At 65.5% G+C, this 20826-nt stretch carries 18 protein-coding genes and 1 pseudogene; 10 read left to right on the top strand and 9 right to left on the bottom strand.

Features of this window, described 5'->3' with window-relative positions:
* Complete coding sequence (locus AC13GI_RS01565; protein WP_482995304.1) at positions 1-957, bottom strand: HlyD family secretion protein; 957 nt, start codon at positions 955-957, stop codon at positions 1-3.
* Positions 958-1321: 364 nt separating this feature from the next.
* Here AC13GI_RS01565 and AC13GI_RS01560 point away from each other — a divergent pair, with 364 nt between their 5' ends.
* From AC13GI_RS01560 to AC13GI_RS01530, 7 genes are all read left to right on the top strand, one after another.
* Complete coding sequence (locus tag AC13GI_RS01560; RefSeq protein ID WP_482995303.1) at positions 1322-2305, top strand: PhoH family protein; 984 nt, start codon at positions 1322-1324, stop codon at positions 2303-2305.
* A 38-nt stretch (positions 2306-2343) separates the two neighbouring features.
* Positions 2344-3210, top strand: coding sequence for a hypothetical protein (locus tag AC13GI_RS01555; RefSeq protein WP_482995302.1), 867 nt, complete (start codon positions 2344-2346; stop codon positions 3208-3210).
* Between the two features lie 56 nt (positions 3211-3266).
* Positions 3267-3752, top strand: coding sequence for an rRNA maturation RNase YbeY (gene ybeY, locus AC13GI_RS01550; RefSeq protein ID WP_482995301.1), 486 nt, complete (start codon positions 3267-3269; stop codon positions 3750-3752).
* A gap of 116 nt (positions 3753-3868) precedes the next feature.
* The gene (locus AC13GI_RS01545) at positions 3869-4423 is read left to right on the top strand and encodes a hypothetical protein (RefSeq protein ID WP_482995300.1); all 555 of its coding nucleotides are present in this window, start codon (positions 3869-3871) and stop codon (positions 4421-4423) included.
* Between the two features lie 64 nt (positions 4424-4487).
* A complete protein-coding gene (locus AC13GI_RS01540; RefSeq protein WP_482995299.1) occupies positions 4488-5369 on the top strand; it encodes an HlyC/CorC family transporter in 882 nt (293 codons plus the stop codon).
* Positions 5366-6607 carry a lipoprotein N-acyltransferase Lnb domain-containing protein gene (locus AC13GI_RS01535; RefSeq protein WP_482995298.1) on the top strand — a complete coding sequence of 414 codons (1242 nt, stop codon included), beginning with the start codon at positions 5366-5368 and terminating at the stop codon, positions 6605-6607. Before AC13GI_RS01540 ends, AC13GI_RS01535 begins: the two co-directional genes overlap by 4 nt.
* A gap of 6 nt (positions 6608-6613) precedes the next feature.
* Positions 6614-7648 carry a magnesium and cobalt transport protein CorA gene (locus tag AC13GI_RS01530; RefSeq protein WP_100464464.1) on the top strand — a complete coding sequence of 345 codons (1035 nt, stop codon included), beginning with the start codon at positions 6614-6616 and terminating at the stop codon, positions 7646-7648.
* Between the two features lie 88 nt (positions 7649-7736).
* Here AC13GI_RS01530 and AC13GI_RS01525 read toward each other — a convergent pair whose 3' ends face one another.
* The 5 genes from AC13GI_RS01525 to AC13GI_RS01505 all read right to left on the bottom strand — a co-directional run bounded on the left by AC13GI_RS01525 (position 7737) and on the right by AC13GI_RS01505 (position 13377).
* Complete coding sequence (locus tag AC13GI_RS01525; RefSeq protein ID WP_482995297.1) at positions 7737-9101, bottom strand: NAD-dependent succinate-semialdehyde dehydrogenase; 1365 nt, start codon at positions 9099-9101, stop codon at positions 7737-7739.
* Between the two features lie 63 nt (positions 9102-9164).
* On the bottom strand, positions 9165-10007 hold the full coding sequence (locus AC13GI_RS01520) for an ABC transporter permease subunit (protein ID WP_482995296.1): 843 nt from the start codon (positions 10005-10007) through the stop codon (positions 9165-9167).
* Positions 10004-10936 carry an ABC transporter permease subunit gene (locus AC13GI_RS01515; RefSeq protein ID WP_482995295.1) on the bottom strand — a complete coding sequence of 311 codons (933 nt, stop codon included), beginning with the start codon at positions 10934-10936 and terminating at the stop codon, positions 10004-10006. The genes AC13GI_RS01520 and AC13GI_RS01515 overlap by 4 nt, the downstream gene beginning before the upstream one ends.
* Positions 10933-12069 (bottom strand): ABC transporter ATP-binding protein, encoded by a 1137-nt coding sequence (locus AC13GI_RS01510; protein ID WP_099820006.1) that lies wholly within the window; start codon positions 12067-12069, stop codon positions 10933-10935. The genes AC13GI_RS01515 and AC13GI_RS01510 overlap by 4 nt, the downstream gene beginning before the upstream one ends.
* A 171-nt stretch (positions 12070-12240) precedes the next feature.
* Complete coding sequence (locus AC13GI_RS01505; RefSeq protein ID WP_482995294.1) at positions 12241-13377, bottom strand: M35 family metallo-endopeptidase; 1137 nt, start codon at positions 13375-13377, stop codon at positions 12241-12243.
* 253 nt (positions 13378-13630) lie between these two features.
* Here AC13GI_RS01505 and AC13GI_RS01500 point away from each other — a divergent pair.
* Positions 13631-14257, top strand: a pseudogene (locus AC13GI_RS01500) (pyridine nucleotide-disulfide oxidoreductase); the annotation flags it as partial.
* Positions 14258-14295: 38 nt separating this feature from the next.
* Here AC13GI_RS01500 and AC13GI_RS01495 read toward each other — a convergent pair.
* The 3 genes from AC13GI_RS01495 to AC13GI_RS01485 all read right to left on the bottom strand — a co-directional run bounded on the left by AC13GI_RS01495 (position 14296) and on the right by AC13GI_RS01485 (position 17649).
* On the bottom strand, positions 14296-15405 hold the full coding sequence (locus AC13GI_RS01495) for a polyamine ABC transporter substrate-binding protein (protein ID WP_482995293.1): 1110 nt from the start codon (positions 15403-15405) through the stop codon (positions 14296-14298).
* Positions 15406-15496: 91 nt separating this feature from the next.
* A complete protein-coding gene (locus tag AC13GI_RS01490) occupies positions 15497-16891 on the bottom strand; it encodes a glutamine synthetase family protein (protein ID WP_089239973.1) in 1395 nt (464 codons plus the stop codon).
* Positions 16888-17649, bottom strand: a complete 762-nt coding sequence (locus tag AC13GI_RS01485) for a gamma-glutamyl-gamma-aminobutyrate hydrolase family protein (RefSeq protein WP_482995292.1) — start codon at positions 17647-17649, stop codon at positions 16888-16890. The genes AC13GI_RS01490 and AC13GI_RS01485 overlap by 4 nt, the downstream gene beginning before the upstream one ends.
* A 162-nt stretch (positions 17650-17811) precedes the next feature.
* Between AC13GI_RS01485 and AC13GI_RS01480 the strand changes: the two genes are divergently transcribed.
* Positions 17812-19089, top strand: a complete 1278-nt coding sequence (locus tag AC13GI_RS01480) for an NAD(P)/FAD-dependent oxidoreductase (RefSeq protein WP_482995291.1) — start codon at positions 17812-17814, stop codon at positions 19087-19089.
* A gap of 81 nt (positions 19090-19170) precedes the next feature.
* Entirely contained in the window at positions 19171-20790 is a 1620-nt protein-coding gene (locus tag AC13GI_RS01475) for an MASE1 domain-containing protein (RefSeq protein ID WP_099820003.1), read from the top strand.
* Positions 20791-20826 lie beyond the last annotated feature (36 nt).

Here is a 20826-nt window from a genome sequence, read left to right as displayed (position 1 = left end):
TCAGAAGCGCACCTGCACCGGCAGCCCGGCGGGCAGCGCCTGCATGTCGGCACTGTCGTCCAGCTCGATCTCGGCCAGGTAGCTCAGCCGCGAGACGTCATCACCGGTCAGCGCGTAATACGGCGTAAAGGAAGGCTCGCTGCGGATCGACCGCACATGCCCCTTCAGCACGGTGTTGGCACCATCCAGCTGCACCTGCGCTCCCTGCCCCACCTTCACCCGCAGGCGCAATGGCTGCGGCAGGTACACCCGCGCATACGGGCGTTCGCCCACCAGCATCACCACCAACGGCGCACCGATCGGTGCCTGGTCGCCCTGCCGATAGGGCAACGCATCGACCACGCCGTCGCGCGGCGCGCGCAGCTGCAGCTTCTGCAGGTTGACGGCCTGCACCACCTCCTGCGCCTGCGTCGCCCGGGAGGTAGCCTGGCCCTGGGCAATGTCCTCACGACGGTTGCCGCGCTGCAGCTCCAGCCACGCCTGTTCGGCAGCGCGTACGCTGGCCACGGCGTTGTCGGCGGCCGCGCGGGCCCTGTCCAGGTCGGCGGCAGCAACCAGCCGCTGACGGGCCAGCGGTTGCACCCGGCGATGGTACGCGGTGGCTTCAGCCGCCTGCGCGCGCAGCGCCGTGAGCTGTGCCTGCGCCTGGGCGATCTGCTCCTGACGCGGGCCCACCTGCAGTTCCTCGAGCTGTGCCTGCGCGCGGGCGGTTTCGGCCTGTGCCGCGTCGAACTGGGCGGCGCCACGGGCAGGGTCCAGGCGCATCAGCAGCGCGCCGGCCTTGACCGCCTGCCCTTCGCGCACGTCAACGGCACTGATCACTTCTGCCGCCGGTGCGGGCACGCTGATCCGGTCCCATTCAAGCGTACCCAGTGCCGCCGGCGGTGCCTCGCCGCAGCCCGCCAGCAGGCAGCTGCCCAGCAGCCCCATCCTGCGCATCCACGTGCCCACGGCCATGCGCCACCTCCTCCGATGGCGCCACGGTGCCATGCTCCCTGTGCACCCGCAATGATCCAGAACAGGGCTGGTCAATAATTGATCACCCGCCGGCAACGCCACTGCCGCAAGGCTCGCTGCCACCTATCCACAGGTTCGCGGCAACACCGTCCACACCACATGTGGAGAACCCCGCGGGCACTGGCGCAATTTTCACCACCGCATCATCTTCCTTGTGGCACAAGCGCTGCGAAGGACTATCCACAGGTTTCTTCGGCGCCGGTCCACACCCGGTGTGGAGAACTGTCGTCCTGCCGCCTTGCGCGTTACCCTTGTCGTCCCTGACTCCATCGCGGTGGACGGCGACCCCGCCCCACCCCAAGCAATGAAAAGCATCGAGCATCGAGACTTCACCCTGTCGCCGGAAGACAACGCGCAGCTGGCCAACCTGTGCGGCCCGTTCGACGGCCACCTTCGCCAGATCGAACTGAAGCTTGGCGTGGAAATCGCCAACCGCGGCTTCGTGTTCCGTGTCAGCGGCCCGACTGAAGCCAGTGCAGAGGCGCAGAAGCTGATCGAGGCGCTGTATGAAGAGGCCGCCGAGACCACCTTCGACAGCCACGGCATCCACCTGCGCCTGAACGCGGCGAACATCGAACAGATCGCCGATCGCTCCTACGAAGCGCAGGACGTGGCGATCAAGGTCAAGCGCGGAACCGTGCGCGGGCGTGGTTCCAACCAGAGCCGCTACCTGCACCAGATCGTCAGCCACGACATCAACTTCGGCATCGGCCCGGCCGGTACCGGCAAGACCTTCCTGGCCGTGGCCAGCGCGGTGGAAGCACTGAACGAATCGCGTGTGCAGCGCCTGATCCTGGTGCGTCCGGCGGTTGAAGCCGGCGAGAAGCTGGGCTTCCTGCCCGGCGACCTGAGCCAGAAGGTCGACCCGTACCTGCGACCGCTGTACGACGCCCTGTATGAAATGCTGGGTGTGGAAAAGGTGCTCAAGCTGCTGGAAAAGAACGTCATCGAGATCGCACCGCTGGCCTACATGCGCGGCCGCACGCTGAACGATGCGTTCGTGATCCTGGACGAAGCGCAGAACACCACCATCGAACAGATGAAGATGTTCCTGACCCGCCTGGGCTTCGGTTCCACCGCCGTGGTCACCGGCGATCTGACCCAGACCGACCTGCCCAAGCATGTGAAGTCGGGCCTGCGCGATGCCATCGACGTACTGCGCGATGTGGATGGCGTCAGCTTCACCTTCTTCGAAGCCCGCGACGTGGTCCGCCACCCGCTGGTGGCGCGCATCGTCAGCGCCTACGACCGCCGCGACCTGCATCAGATCCAACCGGGCGCGGAATAGCACTACACTCCGGGCTCCTGTGCACATAAGGACGTGTCATGGTACGCCCGGGTCTGCTGCTGTCGTTGTGCCTGCTGGCCTTCGGGCCGGCCCCCGCACTCGCCTCTCCCCCTCCCGTCGCCGAAACGCGGGCGTATGTTGAATCCAGCTATGTGATTGCTCCCTACCAGGTGGAGGATTTCACGCTGGTGCGCAGCAGTTACAACCCGGACGACCGGTTGGCGGGGGCCGGATTCAGTTACCGCAGTGACCTGCATCCGGAGGCGGCGATCAGCGTTTTCGTGTATCCGGCGGGCCGGCTGGACCCGCAGGTTGCCGTGGACCGCGGCATCCAGGCCCTGCAGGCGGACCTCAGGCAGGCGGTTGCGTCCGGCATCTATGCACAGCTGCAGGAGCTGGGACGGGAGCCCTTCCAGCTTTCGCCCAGGGCGGTGCCAGCGAAAGGTGCCAACGACATCGACTCGGCGGTGATCCAGGCCGTTGCCAAGGCCGAGCAGGTCCGCGGCGAGAAACTGCGTCTGAGCCTGCTGCAGGTGTCCCGCAAACAGCCGCTGCATTCCAATGGCTACCTGTTCTACAAGCAGCTGCATTTCTTCAAGCTGCGCATCTCGGCCAACCAGTCCGACCTTCCGCGCGAAGCGTTCGACGTCCTCGCTGACCGCGCCACGCGCAGCCTGATCCCGGCGCTGGAAGTGGCCAACGTCGGCAGCTGCGCAAGCGCCACTCTGTATGTGGACCCCGACGCGGCGCCGGAGCAGGGCGCTATCCAGTTGGCCAGCCAGCTGACCCAGCAGAACGGCTACAACTGCCACGCATCGACCGAGAAGGCCGATATCCAGGCTCGTGCGGGCAAGGCCTCAGTGATGGAAATTGCCTACGAAGCCGGCGACTGGAAGTCGCAGTGAACGGCGACACGCGCGATACTGTCACCTCCTGTTCGATCTGAAATTCCGGTGTTGCCATGACCAAGGGTCCCGTCCGCCTCGATGTAGCCGTCAGCTACGCCCTGCCCCGTGCCGGGCTGCCCTCTACCGTCAGCTTCCGCAAGTGGGTGGCGGCGGCGCTGAAGGGGCGTATCCGCGAGGCCGACCTGGCCATCCGCGTGGTCGACAGCAAGGAAGGCCAGTCGTTGAACCGGCACTACCGGGGCAAGGACTACGCCACCAATGTACTCAGCTTCCCGGCGGACGTGCCGGAAGGCCTGCCCAAGGGCGTCAAGTTCCCGTTGCTGGGCGACCTGGTGATCTGCGCGCCGGTGGTGGCGCGTGAAGCCGACGAGCAGAGCAAGGCACTCAATGCCCACTACGCGCATCTGACCGTGCACGGCGTGCTGCACCTGCTCGGCTGGGACCACGAGGACGACAAGGAAGCCGAGGCAATGGAACAGTTGGAGCGCGAGATCCTGGCCGAACTCGGCATCGACGACCCGTACGCGGGCGAGCGCTGACACCGGGCCGGCCTTGCATGACCGAGCCCATGCTTGGCCATGGTGCGCCACGCGCTCCGCAGACCCGACCCAAATGCAGCCGAGCGTGGGCTCGGCTCTACCACGGAACCTCGCTTGTGCTGCTGCGTACCTTCCTGCTCCTGCCGTTACTGTTTGCCGCCACCGCTTCCGCCGCGCCGCTGGACCTGCCAGCGCTGATCGAGTGCCGCCAGGGCGTGGCCGCGCATGCCGCGCTGGCCCCCCTGCTGGCCGATCCGCTGAAGGCGGTGGCCCACGGCCTGCAGCCGCTGCCGCAGGGCAACCAGTTCATGAGCGAGTACCGGCTGGCCAGCCCGATCACCGTGTTCGGCCAGCAGACCGAGCGCGTGGCGGTGGCCGGCGCCAGCATCATGGCCGTGCTCGACCAAGCCGATCCGCGACCGCTGGCCACGCAGCTGGCGCTGGAGACCGGCTACGACCAGGACGGCAAGTTCATGGCCGGGCGCGAGCTGGTCAGCCGCGATGTGACCGACCCGAAGACCGGCGAGGCACAGATCGAGTCGATCATCCTCAGCGTATCCACCGTCGCCAGCCACCCGGGCAAGACCCTGGCTGGCTGCACCTACAGCCTGGACCTGCCGGCCGAGGGCGAGGGCCCGGCCGCCACCGCCCCGGCTGGCGAGGGTCACTGACAGGCCCCCACATCCTGCTAGACTTGGGCCATCGCCCGGCCTGCCGGGTGCCTTTTTTCCAGAGATGTCAGAAGACGACAGTAGTAGCTCCTCCGTGGAGCACAGTGAAAAGAAGCGCGGCTGGCTTGAACGCCTGACGTCCGCTTTTTCCGGCGAACCCCACACCCGCGACGAGCTGGTCGCTGTCCTGCACACCGCGCAGGAAGAAGGGTTGATCGCCGCCGATACCCTGAAGATGATGGAAGGTGCCATTTCGGTGGCCGAGCTGACCGTGGGCGACGTGATGATCTCGCGTTCGCAGATGGTCTCGCTGCCGGTGGAGGCGCCCTTCCTGGAGCTGATGAAGCAGGTGGTCGAGTCCGGCCATTCGCGCTTCCCGGTGCATGGCGAGAACAAGGACGACATCCTCGGCGTGCTGCTGGCCAAGGACCTGCTGCGCGGCGTGGTTGCCGACAATGGTCCGGGCAACATCCGTGAACTGCTGCGCCCGGCGGTGCTGATTCCGGAAGCAAAGAAGCTCAACGTGCTGTTGAAGGAGTTCCGCCTGTCGCGCAACCACATGGCGATCGTGGTGGACGAGTACGGCGGCGTCGCCGGCCTGGTCACCATCGAAGACGTGCTGGAGCAGATCGTCGGCGACATCGACGACGAACATGACGAGGCCGAGGATTTCTCGGCGCAGATCGCCATCCAGGCCGACGGCCAGTACGTGGTGGATGCACTCACGCCGATCGGTGATTTCAACGAGCGCTTCGGTGCCACCTTCTCCGATGAGGACTACGACACCATCGGCGGCCTGGTGACCGAAGCCGTCGGCCATCTGCCGGAAGTCGGTGATGAGCTGGCGCTGGACCGTTTCATGTTCCGTGTGGCCCGCGCCGATGCGCGCCGGGTCCAGGCCTTCCATGTAACGGTGCTGGCACCGGACGCGCAGGACGACGCTTGAAGCACCGTGGCCTGATCCTGACCCTGTGGCTGGCGTTGTGCCTGCTGGCCACGTCCCTGCCCCCGGCTGCGTTCGCGCAGGCGGCGGCGCCGACCGTCTCAACGGCCAGCGATGCCCCTGCCCCGCGTGTCGGCGTGGTCACCATGCAGCCGGGCACCGTGTTCTTCGAGCGCTTCGGCCACGATGCCATCGTCGTGCTGGACCCGGTGAGCGGCGAGGCGATCTCGTACAACTTCGGCTACTTCGATCCGTCCGAACAGGATTTCATCGGCCGCTTCGTGCGCGGCGACATGATGTATTACCTGGTGGCCCTGCCGCTGCAGCAGGATCTGTCGTACTACGACGAGACCGGCCGCGGTGCCAGCGTACAGTGGCTGGATATCACCCCTGACCAGGCACGCTCGCTGGCCGCCGACCTGGCCGAACGGGCCAAGCCGGAAAACGCGCGCTACCACTACGATTACTACACCGCCAACTGCGCGACGATGGTGCGCGACACCCTCGACAAGGCGTTGGGTGGCGGGCTGCACTCGCAGCTGTCCGGCCGTTCGCGCGGCAACACCTATCGCAGCGAGTCGGTACGGCTGGCGTCCCCTGCCCCGTGGATGTGGCTGGGCTTCGATATCGGCCTGGGCCCGTTTGCCGACCAGCCGCTGTCGCGCTGGCAGGAAGCCTTCGTGCCGATGCGCCTGGCCGATGCCCTGCGCCAAGCCCGCAACAGCGACGGCCGCCCGCTGGTGCAGTCCGAGCAGGAACTGCTGCCGCACCGCATCGACCCCGAACCGAAGGAGTTCGCGCGCCGCTGGTGGCCGTGGCTGCTGTGCGGCCTGGTGATTGCGGCGGGCGTGCTGGCGCTGCGCAACCGTCCGCGCCTGCTGGCCGGCCTGGCCTTGCCGCTGTGGCTGCTGTGCACGATCGCCGGCGGCCTGCTGGTGTTCCTGTGGGGCTTCAGCACGCACTACGCCGCCTGGGCCAACCGTAACCTGCTGCTGCTCTCGCCGCTGTGCCTGCTGCTGTTGCCGGGGGCGATCAGCCTGCTGCGGCGGCGCGTGCCCGGTCGCATGTTCAGGATCGTGCTGTGGCTGGTGGCGGTGCAGGCCGTGGCCGCCCTGGTGCTGCACTGGCTGAGCCTGCAGGCGCAGTACAACGTGCAGTGGATCGTGCTGCTGCTGCCGGTCCACGCAGCCTTGGCCTGGGTGCTGGGGCGCCGTCCTCACTTGTCGGAAACGCAGCACTGACGCACGATGGCGGGCATGTCATTGCCCGCCTCATTGCCCGTCCCTGCTGCCGCCTCCGCCGCAGCCAATCCCACCTGCGTCATCAACTGCGTCCACTACGATGACGACGGCAAACGCCACGACATCAGCCTGGATGCCATCAGCGATGTCATCGCCAGCAACAACGGTTTCGTCTGGGTCGGCCTGTACGACCCGAACGAAGACGTACTGCTGAAGCTGCAGGAAGAATTCTGCCTGCACGACCTGGCGGTCGAGGATGCGCGCAACGCGCACCAGCGCCCCAAGGTGGAGGCCTACGGCAACTCGCTGTTCGTGGTGGTGACCACCGCGCAGATGGTCGACGAGCGCATCCAGTACGGCGAAACCCATGCCTTCCTCGGCCCACGGTTCCTGGTGACCGTGCGCCATGGCGCCTCGCTGTCGTACGCGCCGGTGCGCGCACGCGTCGAGCGCGAGCCGCAACTGCTGAAGATGGGGCCGTCGTACTGCCTGTACGCCGTGGCCGACTTCGTGGTCGACAACTACCTGCCCATCACCAACCGCTTCCGCGACACCCTCGAGCTGCTGGAGAAGGACATCTTCGCCGACAGCTACAAGCGCAGCACGGTGGTGCGCCTGTACGAGCTCAAGCGAGAGTTGAACAAGATGCGGATGGCGGTGGCGCCACTGCAGGATGTACTGGCGCAGCTGCGCCGCTACCAGGGCGAACTGTTCCCGGACGAAGTGAAGCTGTATATCCGCGACGTGCACGACCATGCGGTACGCATCAGCGATGTGATCGACACCCTGCGCGAGATGCTGGGCACGGCCTTGAGCGTGAACCTGTCACTGGTGACGCTGGCCCAGGGCGAGACGGTGAAGCGGCTGGGTGCATGGGCCGCGCTGCTGGCCGCACCGACCTTGATCACCAGCTGGTATGGCATGAATTTCAGCCATATGCCGGAATTGAACCAGCCGTGGGCCTATCCGCTGATGATCGTCGGCGTCGGCGGCATCTGCGTCGGCCTGTACCGGCTGTTCAAGCGGGTGAAGTGGTTGTAACCCGATTTTTTGTAGAGCCGAGCCCACGCTCGGCTGTTCCCGGCAAAGAGCAGCCGAGCATGGGCTCGGCTCTACACAGGCAGGTGCATCAAGCCACGTAGATGGTCTTGATGTTCATGAACTCATGGATGCCGTGGTCGGCCAGTTCGCGGCCGAAACCTGATTCTTTGCTGCCGCCGAACGGCAACCGCGCATCGCTCTTGACGATGGCGTTGACGAAGGCCGCGCCGCATTCCATGCGCTGGGCGAAGGACTCACCGCGTACCGGGTCGCGCGTCCACACACTGCCGCCGAGGCCGAAGCGGGTGTCGTTGGCCACGCGCAGCGCCTCGGCTTCATCCTTGACCCGGATCACGGCGGCGACCGGCCCGAACAGTTCTTCGTCATAGGCCGGCATGCCCGGCCCCACCTGGTCGAGCACGCTGGCCGGATAGCCGGCGTGGCTGCCAGCCACCGGTTCGCCGCCGATCAGCACGCGCGCACCTTTGGCGACGCTGGCCTGCACCTGCTTGTGCAGTTCGTCGCGCAGGTCGGCACGGGCCATCGGCGCCAGCGTGGTGCCGCGCTCGTTCGGGTCGCCGTACTGGCGCTCTCCTGCGGCTTCAACGAAGCGCCGGGTGAATTCATCGGCCACCGCTTCGACCACGATGAAGCGCTTGGCGGCAATGCAGGTCTGGCCACTGTTGTCGAAGCGCGACTTCACCGCCGCGGCCACGGCCTTGTCCAGGTCGGCATCATCGAGCACTACGAAGGCGTCGCTGCCGCCCAGCTCCATCACCGACTTTTTCAACTGGCTGCCAGCGTTGGATGCAATCGAGCGCCCTGCCCGCTCGCTGCCGGTCAGGGTCACGGCTTTCACCCGTGCATCGCGCAGCACCTCGGCGGCCTGGTCATTGTCGATGTGCAGCACATCGAATACACCATCGGGCAGGCCGCCATCGCGGCATACCGCCAGGATCAGGTCGGCGCACTGCGGCACGTTGCTGGCGTGCTTGAGCAGCGCCACGTTGCCGGCCATGAACGCCGGAGCCAGGAAGCGGAACACCTGCCAGATCGGGAAATTCCACGGCATCACCGCAAACACGCAGCCGATCGGCTCATAGCGCACGTAACTGCGCTGGGCCTCGGTATCGATCAGTTGCGGCTTCAGGTAGTCGGCGGCGTGGTCGGCATAGAACTCGCAGGTGCTCGCGCACTTTTCCACCTCAGCCAGCGCCTCGGCCTTCAGCTTGCCCATTTCGCTGGTCATGGCCTGCTGCAGGTCGTCGCGGCGCGCACGCAGCTGGCCAGCGATCTGCTTGAGGATCGCGCCACGTTCCTGCAGCGAGCGCTCGGCCCAGCGCGGGAACGCATCAGCTGCCGCCTGCAGACGCTGCTCGATGGCAGCGGCGTCCATCAGCTCATGGCGGTAGGTCACCTGGCCGGTGGCCGGGTTGATGATCTCGACGGTCATTGGGGGTCTCCATCAGGGTGACCCCCATTGTGCGCCGGCCGCCGTGAGCCGGATGTTGCCGGTTCAGCCGTTGTCCTGGCGTGCCAGCTGCAGGTCGCGCTGGCGCCGCTTCTCGGCACGCGCATTGATGTACCAGCCGATCACCGCGGCAATCGACACCGCCGATACCAGCAGCGTAGCCAGCGCGTTGATCTTCGGGCTGATACCCATGCGCACCGAGGCGAACACCTTCATCGGCAGCGTGGTCGAGCCCGGTGTGGCGACGAAGCTGGCCACCACCACGTCGTCCAGCGACAGGGTGAAGGCGAGCAGCCAGCCGGCCACCAGCGCCGGCGCGATGATCGGCAGGGTGATGCGGCCGAACACGGTCAGCCGGCTCGCGCCCAGATCCATCGCCGCTTCTTCCAGCGACAGGTCCATTTCCTGCAGGCGCGAGGACACCACCACGGTGACGAAGCACAGGGTGAAGGTGACGTGGGCGATCCAGATGGTGGCCAGGCCGCGCGCCGGGAAGCCCGGAATCGCGCCCATCGAGGCCAGCAGCGCCATCAGCGAGAAGCCGAGGATCACGTCCGGCATCACCAGCGGCGCGGTCACCAGCGCACCGAAGCACGGCTTGCCGCGGAAGCGCTTGAAGCGGGTCATCACCATTGCCGCCAGCGTGCCGAGCACGGTGGCGGTACAGGCGGTCCAGAACGCGACCACCAGGCTGGTCCACATCGCATCCATCAGCGCGCGGTCGGCGAACAGGTCACTGTAGGCGCGGGTGGAGAACCCGGCCCAGACCATGGCCAACCGCGAGCTGTTGAAGGAATAGAACATCAACAGCAGGATCGGCAGGTACAGGAAGGCGAAGCCGAGCAGCAGCACGCCCAGCCCCAGGCCCTTGGCAGAACGTGGGCTCATGCCTGCTTTCCTTCCAGCAGGCGCTGCTGGGATCGGTTGAACAACAGGATCGGCACCAGCAGCAGCAGGATCATCGCCACTGCCATCGCCGAGGCGCCCGGCCAGTTGCGGTTGTTGAAGAATTCGTTCCACAGCTGGCGGCCGACCATCAATGTTTCCGAGCCACCGAGCATTTCCGGAATCACGAACTCGCCGATCGCCGGGATCATCACCAGCATGCAGCCGGCGATGATGCCCGCCTTGGACAGCGGCAGGGTGATGCGCAGGAACGCTTGCCACGGCTTGGCACCAAGGTCGTACGCCGCTTCAAGCAGGCGATGGTCATGCTTGACCAGGTTGGCATACAGCGGCAGCACCATGAACGGCAGATAGCAGTACACGATGCCGATGTAGGCCGCAGTCGGGGTGTCGATCAGCTGCAGCTTGGGCAGGCCCATATTGGTCATCAGCGTCTGCAGGCCGGTGTACTGCAGGAACTGGTCGAGCAGGCCGTTGCGGTCCAGGATCGCTTTCCAGGCATAGACGCGGATCAGGAACGAGGTCCACGACGGCAGCACCACCAGCATCATCGCCACGTTGCGCGCGGCCGGCGACAGGCGGGCGATGGCATAGGCCATCGGGTAGCCGATCAGCAGGGTGAGGAAGGTCGAGATCGCGGCGATCTTGATCGAGCTCAGGAACGCCTGGGCATAGATCGAATCGCGGAACAGCGCCAGGTAGTTCTCGAGGTTGAGCTTGAGCGAGAACCCGCCGTCGACGTACTGCAGCAGCCAGGTGTACGGCGGCGAGCCGACCCGGCTGTGCGAGAAACTGATCATCAGCACGATCAGGAACGGCACGGCGAAGAACAGCAGCAGCCACAGGTACGGAATGCCGATCACCGTGGCACGCAGCCCCGGCAGCCAGCGCTTCAGGCCCGCCGTGCTCATGAGGTCAGCACCACGCCGTCGTTGTCACGCCAGTGCACCCACACCTCGTCGCCCCAGGTCAGGCCATCGCTGGCCCAGCGCTGCGAGTTGGCGAAGTTGGCCAACACCTTGGCACCACTGGGCAGGCGCACGTGGTAGACCGAATGGCTGCCGAAGTAGGCAATGTCCTCGATCACGCCCTGCGCCTTGTTGGTGTGCCCTTCGGGCTCGTCCTTGCCGATCATCACCTTCTCCGGGCGCAGCGCGAACGCGACCGGCTGCCCTTCATAACAGGTGATGCCGTGGGCGATGTAGACCGGCGCCGGGAACAGCGGCGAGCGCACGGTCACGTATTCGGGCAGGTCCTCGTCGATCACGCCGTCGAACAGGTTCACCGAACCGATGAACTCGGCGACGAAGCGGTTGGCCGGCTGCTCGTAGACCTCGTCGGGCTTGCCGACCTGCTGGATCCAGCCGGCGTCCATCACCGCGATGCGGGTGGCCATGGTCATCGCCTCTTCCTGGTCGTGGGTGACCATCACGCAGGTCACGCCCGAGGATTCGATGATGCTGACCAGTTCCAGCTGCATCTGCGAGCGCAGCTTCTTGTCCAGCGCGCCCATCGGTTCGTCCAGCAGCAGCAGCTTGGGCCCCTTGGCCAGCGACCGAGCCAGCGCGACACGCTGCTGCTGGCCGCCGGACAGCTGGTGCGGCTTGCGCTTGCCCAGATGGCCCATCTGCACCAGGTCCAGCATCTCGCCGACACGCTTGCTGATCGCGTCCTTGCCCAGCCCATCCTGCTTCAAGCCGAAGGCGATGTTCTGCTCGACCGTCATGTGCGGGAACAGCGCGTAGGACTGGAACATCATGTTGACCGGCCGCTGGTACGGCGGCAGCGCATCCATCCGCTGGCCATCGACGGTGATGCTGCCCTTGGTGGGCGTCTCGAACCCACCCAGGCAGCGCAGCAGGGTCGATTTACCGCTGCCCGAGCCGCCCAGCAGGGCGAATATCTCGCCCTTGCGGACGTCCAGGTTGACGTCATCGACGGCGACGAAGCCATCGAATTCCTTGCGCAGATCACGAATGGAGAGATAGCCGGGCACACCGGTCGCTTCGACGACGGCGGCTTCCGGCTGGGCTTCAACGGGCATGGGGGCTCCGGGAGCGGGCGGTGGACAGCGGCCGCCATTCTAACGGCCGGGGGCCGATGGGGATATGACGGCGGCTGGCAATAAGACGTCAGGGGGTTGCCTGCCGACCCGCTATCCATGCGCGAATCCATGGAATGTTACAAAGTAACCACTTATTCCACGGACTGCCGATCAGTTCTCATTGCCATGATTGTCAGCGAAATATTCATATCCGTATGCGTGCTCGGATGCCAGATCACGCGCCGTCCTGGCGACGTAGCGCGCGTCTTCCGGGCTTGGAAACTGCTCATCCAAATCGGTCGTCGCAAGCGCGTAGGTATCAGCAAAATGAGTTACCTCATGGTAGATGGTCGCCGCCTTTGAGCCAGAGGGCACATTGGGACCTACCGGGAGATCGAAAAAACGGGGGCAGTAATTCACAACATAGGGAATTGCAGTGGAGATCCAAGCATTGGTGTCTCCAACCATCTCTTCCGGGCAATCGCAAGAAGGTGGCCTGAGCAATGCGAACCGGGTAGCGACTCCCGAGACTGTCTTTCTGATCCGGTCGTTGACCGGATTTGCGATGTTGGGATCACCATGCTCACCAAACCACGACCTGTATCGAGCAGTCTCCTTGAACGTCACGATAATGGATGATTCTCCCACCTCATATCCATACAGCGACTCCAGGTAGTTCTTCGAACTGCGGGCGATGCCTGCCGCAGCGGCAATTCCCGCCGCGAGGTCCTTCAATCGGGCTGGCGTGCAGGACGCCGCTCGAGATGCATCCTGCGGCGCAGTTTCGGCGCTCTGGCCTGCACGAGGCAGCGGAGCAACGATCAGCATCGAGACGGGAGCGGTAATTGCCTCTTCGATCGCAGTCGCTCCTGCGGCTTCCGTACCGCCAAGACTCCGATATCGAAGAACCGGAGCAGAAACCCTGTATGTCTGACCGGGACGAAGCTCATAGTTCAGGGAAAGATTGACCTGTCGAACAAGCCGCTGCCCAGGCTCCAGCGTCAGCGCTTTTTCCCGAGCTGCGGCGCTAAGGTGGGCGATGATTCCGCGATATGCGGCTGCATCTCCATCCTGCGAAACGACAAGAAACGAATCATTCCAAAGCCTTCCATCCTGCAGGACTCTGGGTAGCCCCCGCTCGGGAATGCTGAGCGCCACTGCGCCGGAATTGATGTAGGTGATGTCGACCATGACCTCAGTCCGAGCGGTTCCAGCAGCTTGCTTCATCTGCACAGACAACTGTGCGCTTGCGGGATGCGCCACGGCCAGAAATATGATTACGGAACCTATCCAGGATATGAATTTCATCGCCAACTTCCCTGATTTGCGTGGACACCAAGCATCCGTGACATGACATGTAAAATGCAAGTAATAGACGGACGAGGACTGATCCGCTCGCCATTTCCCCAGCATTTTTGGTGTTTCATCCCCGCTGCGGGGAATTCTCAGCGGGAGAAAAGCGACTGCGACCTCTTCAACCCGGCGATCACCCCATTGTGCTTTCCATCATGGGGCTGTTTCCATCACCAATGGAATGCGCGGCGTGCGCCTCTGCCTAAAGGCGGGAGAGCCCGATGCCCTGCGCAAGGCCCGCACTGCGGAGTTCCCGCTGATTTCCGGCAAGGGCAGCACCGGCAGGGGCAGCTCGATCAGCCTGCTGGCGATGCACCGCGAAGGCATCACCCTGCTGGGCCGCCTGCAGAGCGTCGCCGGGGGCATCGCCCGTTTCGCCGATGCGCGCCCGCAACTGCACAGCGCGATGGAAGCGACGCGGGCCGAGTACGCCTACCTCGACTCACTGGCCAGCGCGTACTACGCAACGCAGCCCGAACCGCGCACGGACGATGCGCGCTACATTCCCGAGGAAGTCTACCTGCATTGGGAGCCGGCGCCTTCGCCGCGCGAGCTGGATCTGCAGGCGGCAGGCATCCATTCGGTGGTGCTGGCCACCGGATTCGTCAGCGAATGGCCATGGCTGGACGTGGACGGCGTGCTGGACGAACGAGGCTACCCGCTCGGCGAGTTCGGTGTCTCCCCGCAGCCCGGGCTGTTCTTCATCGGCATGCACAACCTGCAGCGGATGAGCTCGTCGTTCCTGTGCAACGGCGGTCGCGATGCACGGGACCTGCTGCCTGCCATCCTGCAGCACCTTGGCCGGAGCGGCAGTACCGGCTCCGGCGCAGGGTAAGGCAGCCGCCGGGCATGGCCCGGCGCCACCAGGACCGCTCAGCGGCCGGTCTTCACCTCGGTCCACAGCCGGGTGTAGAGCTTGTCGGTCTCCGGCGTGTTGATCGAATAGGTGAACATCTTCGCGGCCACGTCGGCCGGCGGGTAGATGGTCGGGTCGGTGCGGATCGCTTCGTCCACCAGCGGGGTGGCGGTCGGTACCGGGTTGCCGTAGTGGATGAAGTTGGTGTTGGCCGCGGCCACCTTCGGTTCCAGCAGGTAGTTGATGAACGCGTAGGCCGCTTCCGGATGCTTGGCATCCTTCGGGATGGCCAGCATGTCGAACCACTGCGGCGCGCCTTCCTTCGGGATCGAGTAGGCCACGTGCACGCCATTGCTGGCCTCGGCCGCGCGGTCGCGGGCCTGGATGATGTCACCCGACCAGCCCACCACCAGGCAGGTACCGCCGTTGGCCAGCGAGCCCACGTACTGCGAAGAGTGGAAGTTCTGCACGTACGGGCGGATCGACTTCAGCAGGTCGGCCGCCTTCTGCAGGTCGGCCGGATTGCCGCTGTGCGGATCCAGGCCCAGGTAGTGCAGCGCGATCGGAATCATGTCCGCCGGCGTGTCCAGGATGGTCACGCCGCAGTCCTTCATTTTGCTGATGTTTTCCGGCTTGAACACCAGGTCCCAGCTGTTGGCGATGTCGGCGCTGCCACCGAAACGCTCCTTCAGCATGTCCACGTTGTAGCCGATGCCGGTGGTGCCGATCATGTACGGCACGCCGTACTGGTTGCCCGGATCCTGGGTGGCGATGCGCTTCATCACCGCCGGGTCGAGGTTGGCCAGGTTCGGGATCTTCGACTTGTCCAGCGGCAGGAACACACCGGCCTGGATCTGCCGGCCGAAGAAGTTCAGCGTCGGCACCACCACGTCGTAGCCGCTGTTGCCGGCCAGCAGCTTGGTCTCGACCATCTCGTCACTGTCGAACACATCGTAGGTGACCTTGATCCCGCTCTGCTTCTCGAAGTTCGGGATGGTGTCTTCGGCGATGTAGTCGCTGTAGTTGTAGACGTTCAGGACCTGGCTGTCCTGTCCGCCGCCGTTGCCGCCGCCACAGGCGGAAAGCATGGCGGAGGCCAGGCCGAGCGTGAGGATACGCAGCTTCATCGGGTGCTCCAGAATGCGGAAAGGGGGGCCGGCCGGGCCGGCGACGGGTGCCAGCCTACCCCCCGGCGGCGGATTTTTCTATTCGCGACCTTCACACGTTCAGCAGCAGGAACTCGCGTTCCCACGAACTGATCACGCGGAAGAAGGTCTCGTATTCCTTGCGCTTGACCGAGATGTAGGCGCGGCAGAAGCGCTCGCCGAGCAGTGCCTGCAGCTCGCTGCACTGCTCCAGCCCGTCCAGCGCTTCACCCAGCGAGCGCGGCAGGTCGTAGCCCAGCTCCTTGGCGCTGCCGGTCACCGGTGCATCCGGCGCCAGGCGCTCGCGGATGCCGAGCAGGCCACAGGCCAGGGTTGCGGCCATCGCCAGGTAAGGATTGGCATCGGAACCGGCGAAGCGGCTTTCCACCCGCATGTTCTCCGGCGTATCCAGCGGTACCCGCAGGCCGCAGGTGCGGTTGTCGAAGCCCCAGTGCACGTTGCTCGGCGAGACCTCGCCGAACACCAGGCGCCGGTAGGAATTCACGTTCGGCGCGAAGAACGCCATGGCCATCGGCACATATTTCTGCAGGCCAGCCAGGTAGTGGGCGAACAGCGGGCTGAAATCCTCACCGCCGTGCTCGCCGGTGAACACATTCTGGCCATCGCTGATGCGCAGCAGGCTCTGGTGGATGTGCATCGCACTGCCCGGCTCGTTCTCCATCGGCTTGGCCAGGAACGTGGCATACACCCCGTGGCGCATCGCCGACTCGCGCATGGTGCGCTTGAACAGGAACACCTGATCGGCCAGATCCATCGCGTTGGCGTGGGTGAAGTTGACCTCCAGCTGCGCCGCGCCGGATTCGTGGATCAGCGTGTCCACGTCCAGCTTCATCGCATCGCAGTAGTCGTACATCAGGTCGAGGATCGGGTCGAACTCGTTGACCGCGTCGATCGAGTACGACTGCCGCGCCGTTTCCGGGCGACCCGAGCGGCCCGCCGGGGGCAGCAGCGGGAAATCCGGATCGGTGTTCTTCTGCACCAGGAAGAACTCCAGCTCAGGCGCGACCACCGGTCGCAGGCCGAGCTCGGTGTAGGCATCCAGCACCCGGCGCAGCACATTGCGCGGGGCCAGTTCGTGCGGCTCGCCGTTCTTGGTATAGCAGTCGTGGATGACCTGCGCGGTCGGGTCGGTCGCCCACGGCACCATGCGCACGGTGTCCGGGTCGGGGCGCAGGATCATGTCCGAGTCCGACGGCGAGGTCAGGTCGTAGTAATCGTCCGGGAATTCGCCGGTGACCGTGGTCGCGAAGATGCCCTCCGGCAGGCGCGTGCCGTAATCGTGCGAGAACTTGTCGGCCGGGATGATCTTGCCGCGCGCATTGCCGGTGATGTCCGGAACCAGGCATTCGACCTCGGTGATGCGCCGCTCCTTCAGCCAGCGCAGCAGGCTGCTTTCCTGCGGTGGCGTGGGCGTAGCCGTCTTGCGCGGGCGCGTTCGCGAACTCATGGGGATTCCAGTCGATTCTGTTGGTGCTGCCGGCAAGCTTGGCCGAACGCACGGAAAATAGCGTGATAGAACGGCGTCTGCATGACCCGCCACTCCGGGTGCCACTGTACGCCGAGCACGAATCGATGGCGCTGGCTGCGTGCCGCTTCAACCAGGCCATCATCGGCCCAGGCCTCGATCTGCAGGCCGTCGGCCAATTTCGCGATGCCCTGGCCGTGTACCGAATTGACCTGCACCCGATCGCCGGCAGACCACTGTGCCAGCCAACCACCATCGGCCACGGTGATCGCATGGGCCGGCCCATACTGGACCTCCACCGGCGCCTGCGGGCCTTCGCGATGGTCGCTCAGGCCAGGCACTGCATGCACCTGCGGATGAAGCGTGCCGCCGAGCGCCACATTCAATTCTTGGAAGCCGCGGCAGATCGCCAGCACCGGCAGATCCATCGCCAGCGCCTCATGCAGCAGGGCGAACGCCGTGGCATCGCGGGCCGGGTCGTGCAGGTTGCCTTCCCAGCTGCGGCCCCCTTCGTAATGCTGTGGCTCGATGTTGCTGACCGCGCCGGTCAACAGCAGGCCATCGAGGCCCTGCAACCAGTCGCGTGCCGGCAGCGGCGGCTGCAGGCTCGGCAGCACCAGTGGTGTTGCCTGCGCAGCGTCAACCAAGGCACGCACATACTTTTCCCCGGCCACCGCGAAACGATGATGGCCGAGCACGGTGCTGTCGGTGGGCAGGCCCACCCAGGGCAGGCGGCGCATGGGGAAAACTCCTTGGCGTGCAATCACGTTACCCGCCCGGCACCGGCAACGGCAAGCCGCTGCCGTCACACCACGGGCGCTCCGCTTGGGCCAAACTATCGGCGTGAAGCCCGACCGTCCTCCCCCGCTCCGACGCCCTTTCCCGCTTCTGCGAGGCCGCCGGTGAGCGCCGCCTTCCCGCCCAGCTGGTACGCCAGCAGCCTGCCCGAACCGGCCGCGCTGCCGCCGCTGCGCGGTGAACTGCAGGCAGATGTCGCGATACTGGGCGCCGGTTACACCGGCCTCACCGCCGCACTGGAACTGGCCCTGCGCGGCCAGCGGGTGGTGGTGCTGGAGGCGCAGCGGATCGGCTGGGGAGCCTCGGGCCGCAATGGTGGCCAGGCGCTGGTCGGCTACGGCTGTGAAGTCGACGAGCTGGAACGCCAGCTCGGCCGCGAGGATGCGCGCCACCTGTTCGACTGGTCGCGCGAAGCGGTACAGACGATGCGCGCGCGCATCGACCGGCATCGCATCGATTGCCATTGGGTGCAGGGCCACGCCAGCGTCGCCATCCGCGCACGCCACGAGCAGGACCTGCGCGCCAACTGCGAGCATCTGCAGCAGCACTACGACTATCCGATGCAGTGGTGGCCGCGCGATACCCTGCGCGTGCAGCTGGACAGCCCGCGCTACCGCGCGGCGATGTTCGACCCGCTCAGCGCGCACCTGCATCCGCTGGCCTACGCCCGCGGGCTGGCCGATGCCGCGCGCGCGGCCGGAGTGGTCATCCACGAACAGTCGCCGGTAACGCGCATCCAACGTGGCGTACACGCGGTGCTGCATACCGACCATGGCAGCGTGCGCGCGCCGCATCTGGTGGTGGCCGGCAACGCCCTGCTGCAGGGGCTGGTGCCTGAGCTGGAACGTCGCATCATGCCGGTCGGCACCTATATCGGCGCCAGCGCGCCGCTGGGTGCCGAGCGCGCCCGCGCCCTGATCGGCAACAACATGGCGGTCTCCGATACCGCCTGGGCGCTGGATTACTTCCGGCTCAGCCATGACCACCGCCTGTTGTTCGGCGGCCGTGCCAGCTATTCCGCGCTGCCGCCGCCGGGCCTGCACCGGGTGATGCAGCAGCGCATGCACCAGGTGTTCCCGCAGTTGGCCGACATTCCGCTGCAGCAGGTCTGGGGCGGTTATGTGGATATCACCCGCAACCGTGCCCCGCACTGGGGGCGGCTGGATGGGAACCTGTACTTCGCGCAGGGGTTCTCCGGCCACGGTGTGGCAGCGGCCGGGCTGGCCGGCGAGGTCATTGCCGCCGCGATTGCGGGCCAGAGCGAGCGTCTGGACGTGTTCCAGCGCCTGCAGCACGCGCCCTTCCCCGGCGGACGGCTGCTGCGCATGCCGCTGCTGGTGGCGGCGATGTCGTGGTACAAGCTGCGCGATGCGTTGTGGTAGCCAACCCGTTGTCAACCCTGTGACTTGATCCGCCGCTGCACTTTGTTTGCATAATTGGTCCAGGAACAAAGGGGCGCGTGGATGCAGTGGTGGAAAGATGGACTGCTGGTGAGAATCCGGGTCAGCCCCGAGGGAGTGGCGCTGGCGCTGCTCTATGCACTCGCCTGCTGGGCGGCGCGCAAGATGTCCCTGGACCAGTTCTATCTGCCCGCCGGCGTCCGTGTGGCCGCTCTGCTGCTGTGCCCGCCACGCTTGTGGCCCTACCTGCTGCTGGGTGAGTACGCTTACTTCGCGCAGTTGCGCATCCCCCTTCTCGAAAAATATGGCCTCAGCTGGGTGATCTTCGCCTCGGCATTCCTAATGCCAGCCGTGATGCTGATCGTGCGCCTGCACCGGAAGCTGCTGGAGCGCACCACGATCGTCGGCATCATCTCCATCGCGATGTGCGCTGCCGTGGTCGTAAGCCTGCTCAATCTGGGCATTTCCCACCTGCTGTGGCCACCGCTGCGCGAAACCGCCTTCCTGACCAGCGCCCTGCGCTACGCGCTGGGTGATTTCATCGGCATCCTGGTTCTTGCACCATTGGCGCTGCTGTGGATCCGGCGCAGCGAAGAATCGTGGTCCAAGCGGTCCGTCGCAGCCGTGGCTGCGTCGCTGGTTGCCACGCTTGTCATCGGCTTGCACGCAACGCCGGTAGCACCCGCCACGGTTGCTGCCACCGGCTCCCTGCAGTTGCTGCTGCTGCTGCCCATTCCTGCCATCGCCCTGACGTGTCTACTGGGCTGGCGCGGCGCTGCGATCGGCGTAGCGACCGTGAACCTCATCATCGGATTGACCACACCAAAGATCGAACCCGAAGCCTTCGATGCTGCGACGTTCGCCACCCAGCAGGCCATGGCCATCGCCAGTGTCGCCCTGTTGCTGTTGGGTGCCCGCATCACCCACTTTCAGAACCAGCACCGGCTGCGTGAAGAAGATGGAAGGAACACCCTCCTTCTCGCCCGGCGAACGCATACGTCCAGCGAGATGGACCTGCGCGAACGCGCCGCCCACCTGCGCCGCCTGGGCGACGGGCTGGACCTGTCTCTCAATGAGATGGTGAACTGGCTCCACGCCCAAGGCCACCACGCAGTGGCAGACAGCCTCAAACACACGTCTGAAGTGCATTCGCGGCTGTTCCGTGCACAGGCGAGCATGATTTACCCGGCGGCGCTGGAAAGGCTGGGGCTGTACGTGGCCCTGCAGGCAGGCGGAGTGCGCGAAAACTGGAACAGCACTCACCGTGTCTGCCAGCCTCGACTGAGTGGCGATCCCTGCAGACTCAGTTCCAACCTCCAACTGGCGGCCTACCGCTCCATCGTCGAGGCGGTTTCAATCCTGCTTGGAGGCGAAACCGGCCAGCTCATCGTGCGCGGCCGTTGCGGCGTCCACGGCGACCGCCGTGGCATTGTCCTGTTTGCTTCGATGATCGACCGCAGGCATGCTCTGGCACGATCGACCATGGACCAAGCGGCCGAGCAGCTGGCCGGACGCATACTGGCCTACGGCGGCTCACTGCACTGCGGTCGTAATCGGATAAGAATCCTGCTGGAGGAATCGATCGATACCCCGCCCGGGGGTGTGATCTCCGTTCGTGAAGAATGGCGCGAGAGCGGAATCGATCCATTCCAGCAACCGCCTCCAGCCGCGCAGCGCGAGTAGAGAATTGCGATGCGCGTCACAAACCAGTCGTGACTC

The sequence above is a fragment of the Stenotrophomonas sp. 82F1 genome, from assembly GCF_056861525.1.
This window is presented reverse-complemented; position numbering and strand designations above follow the sequence as displayed.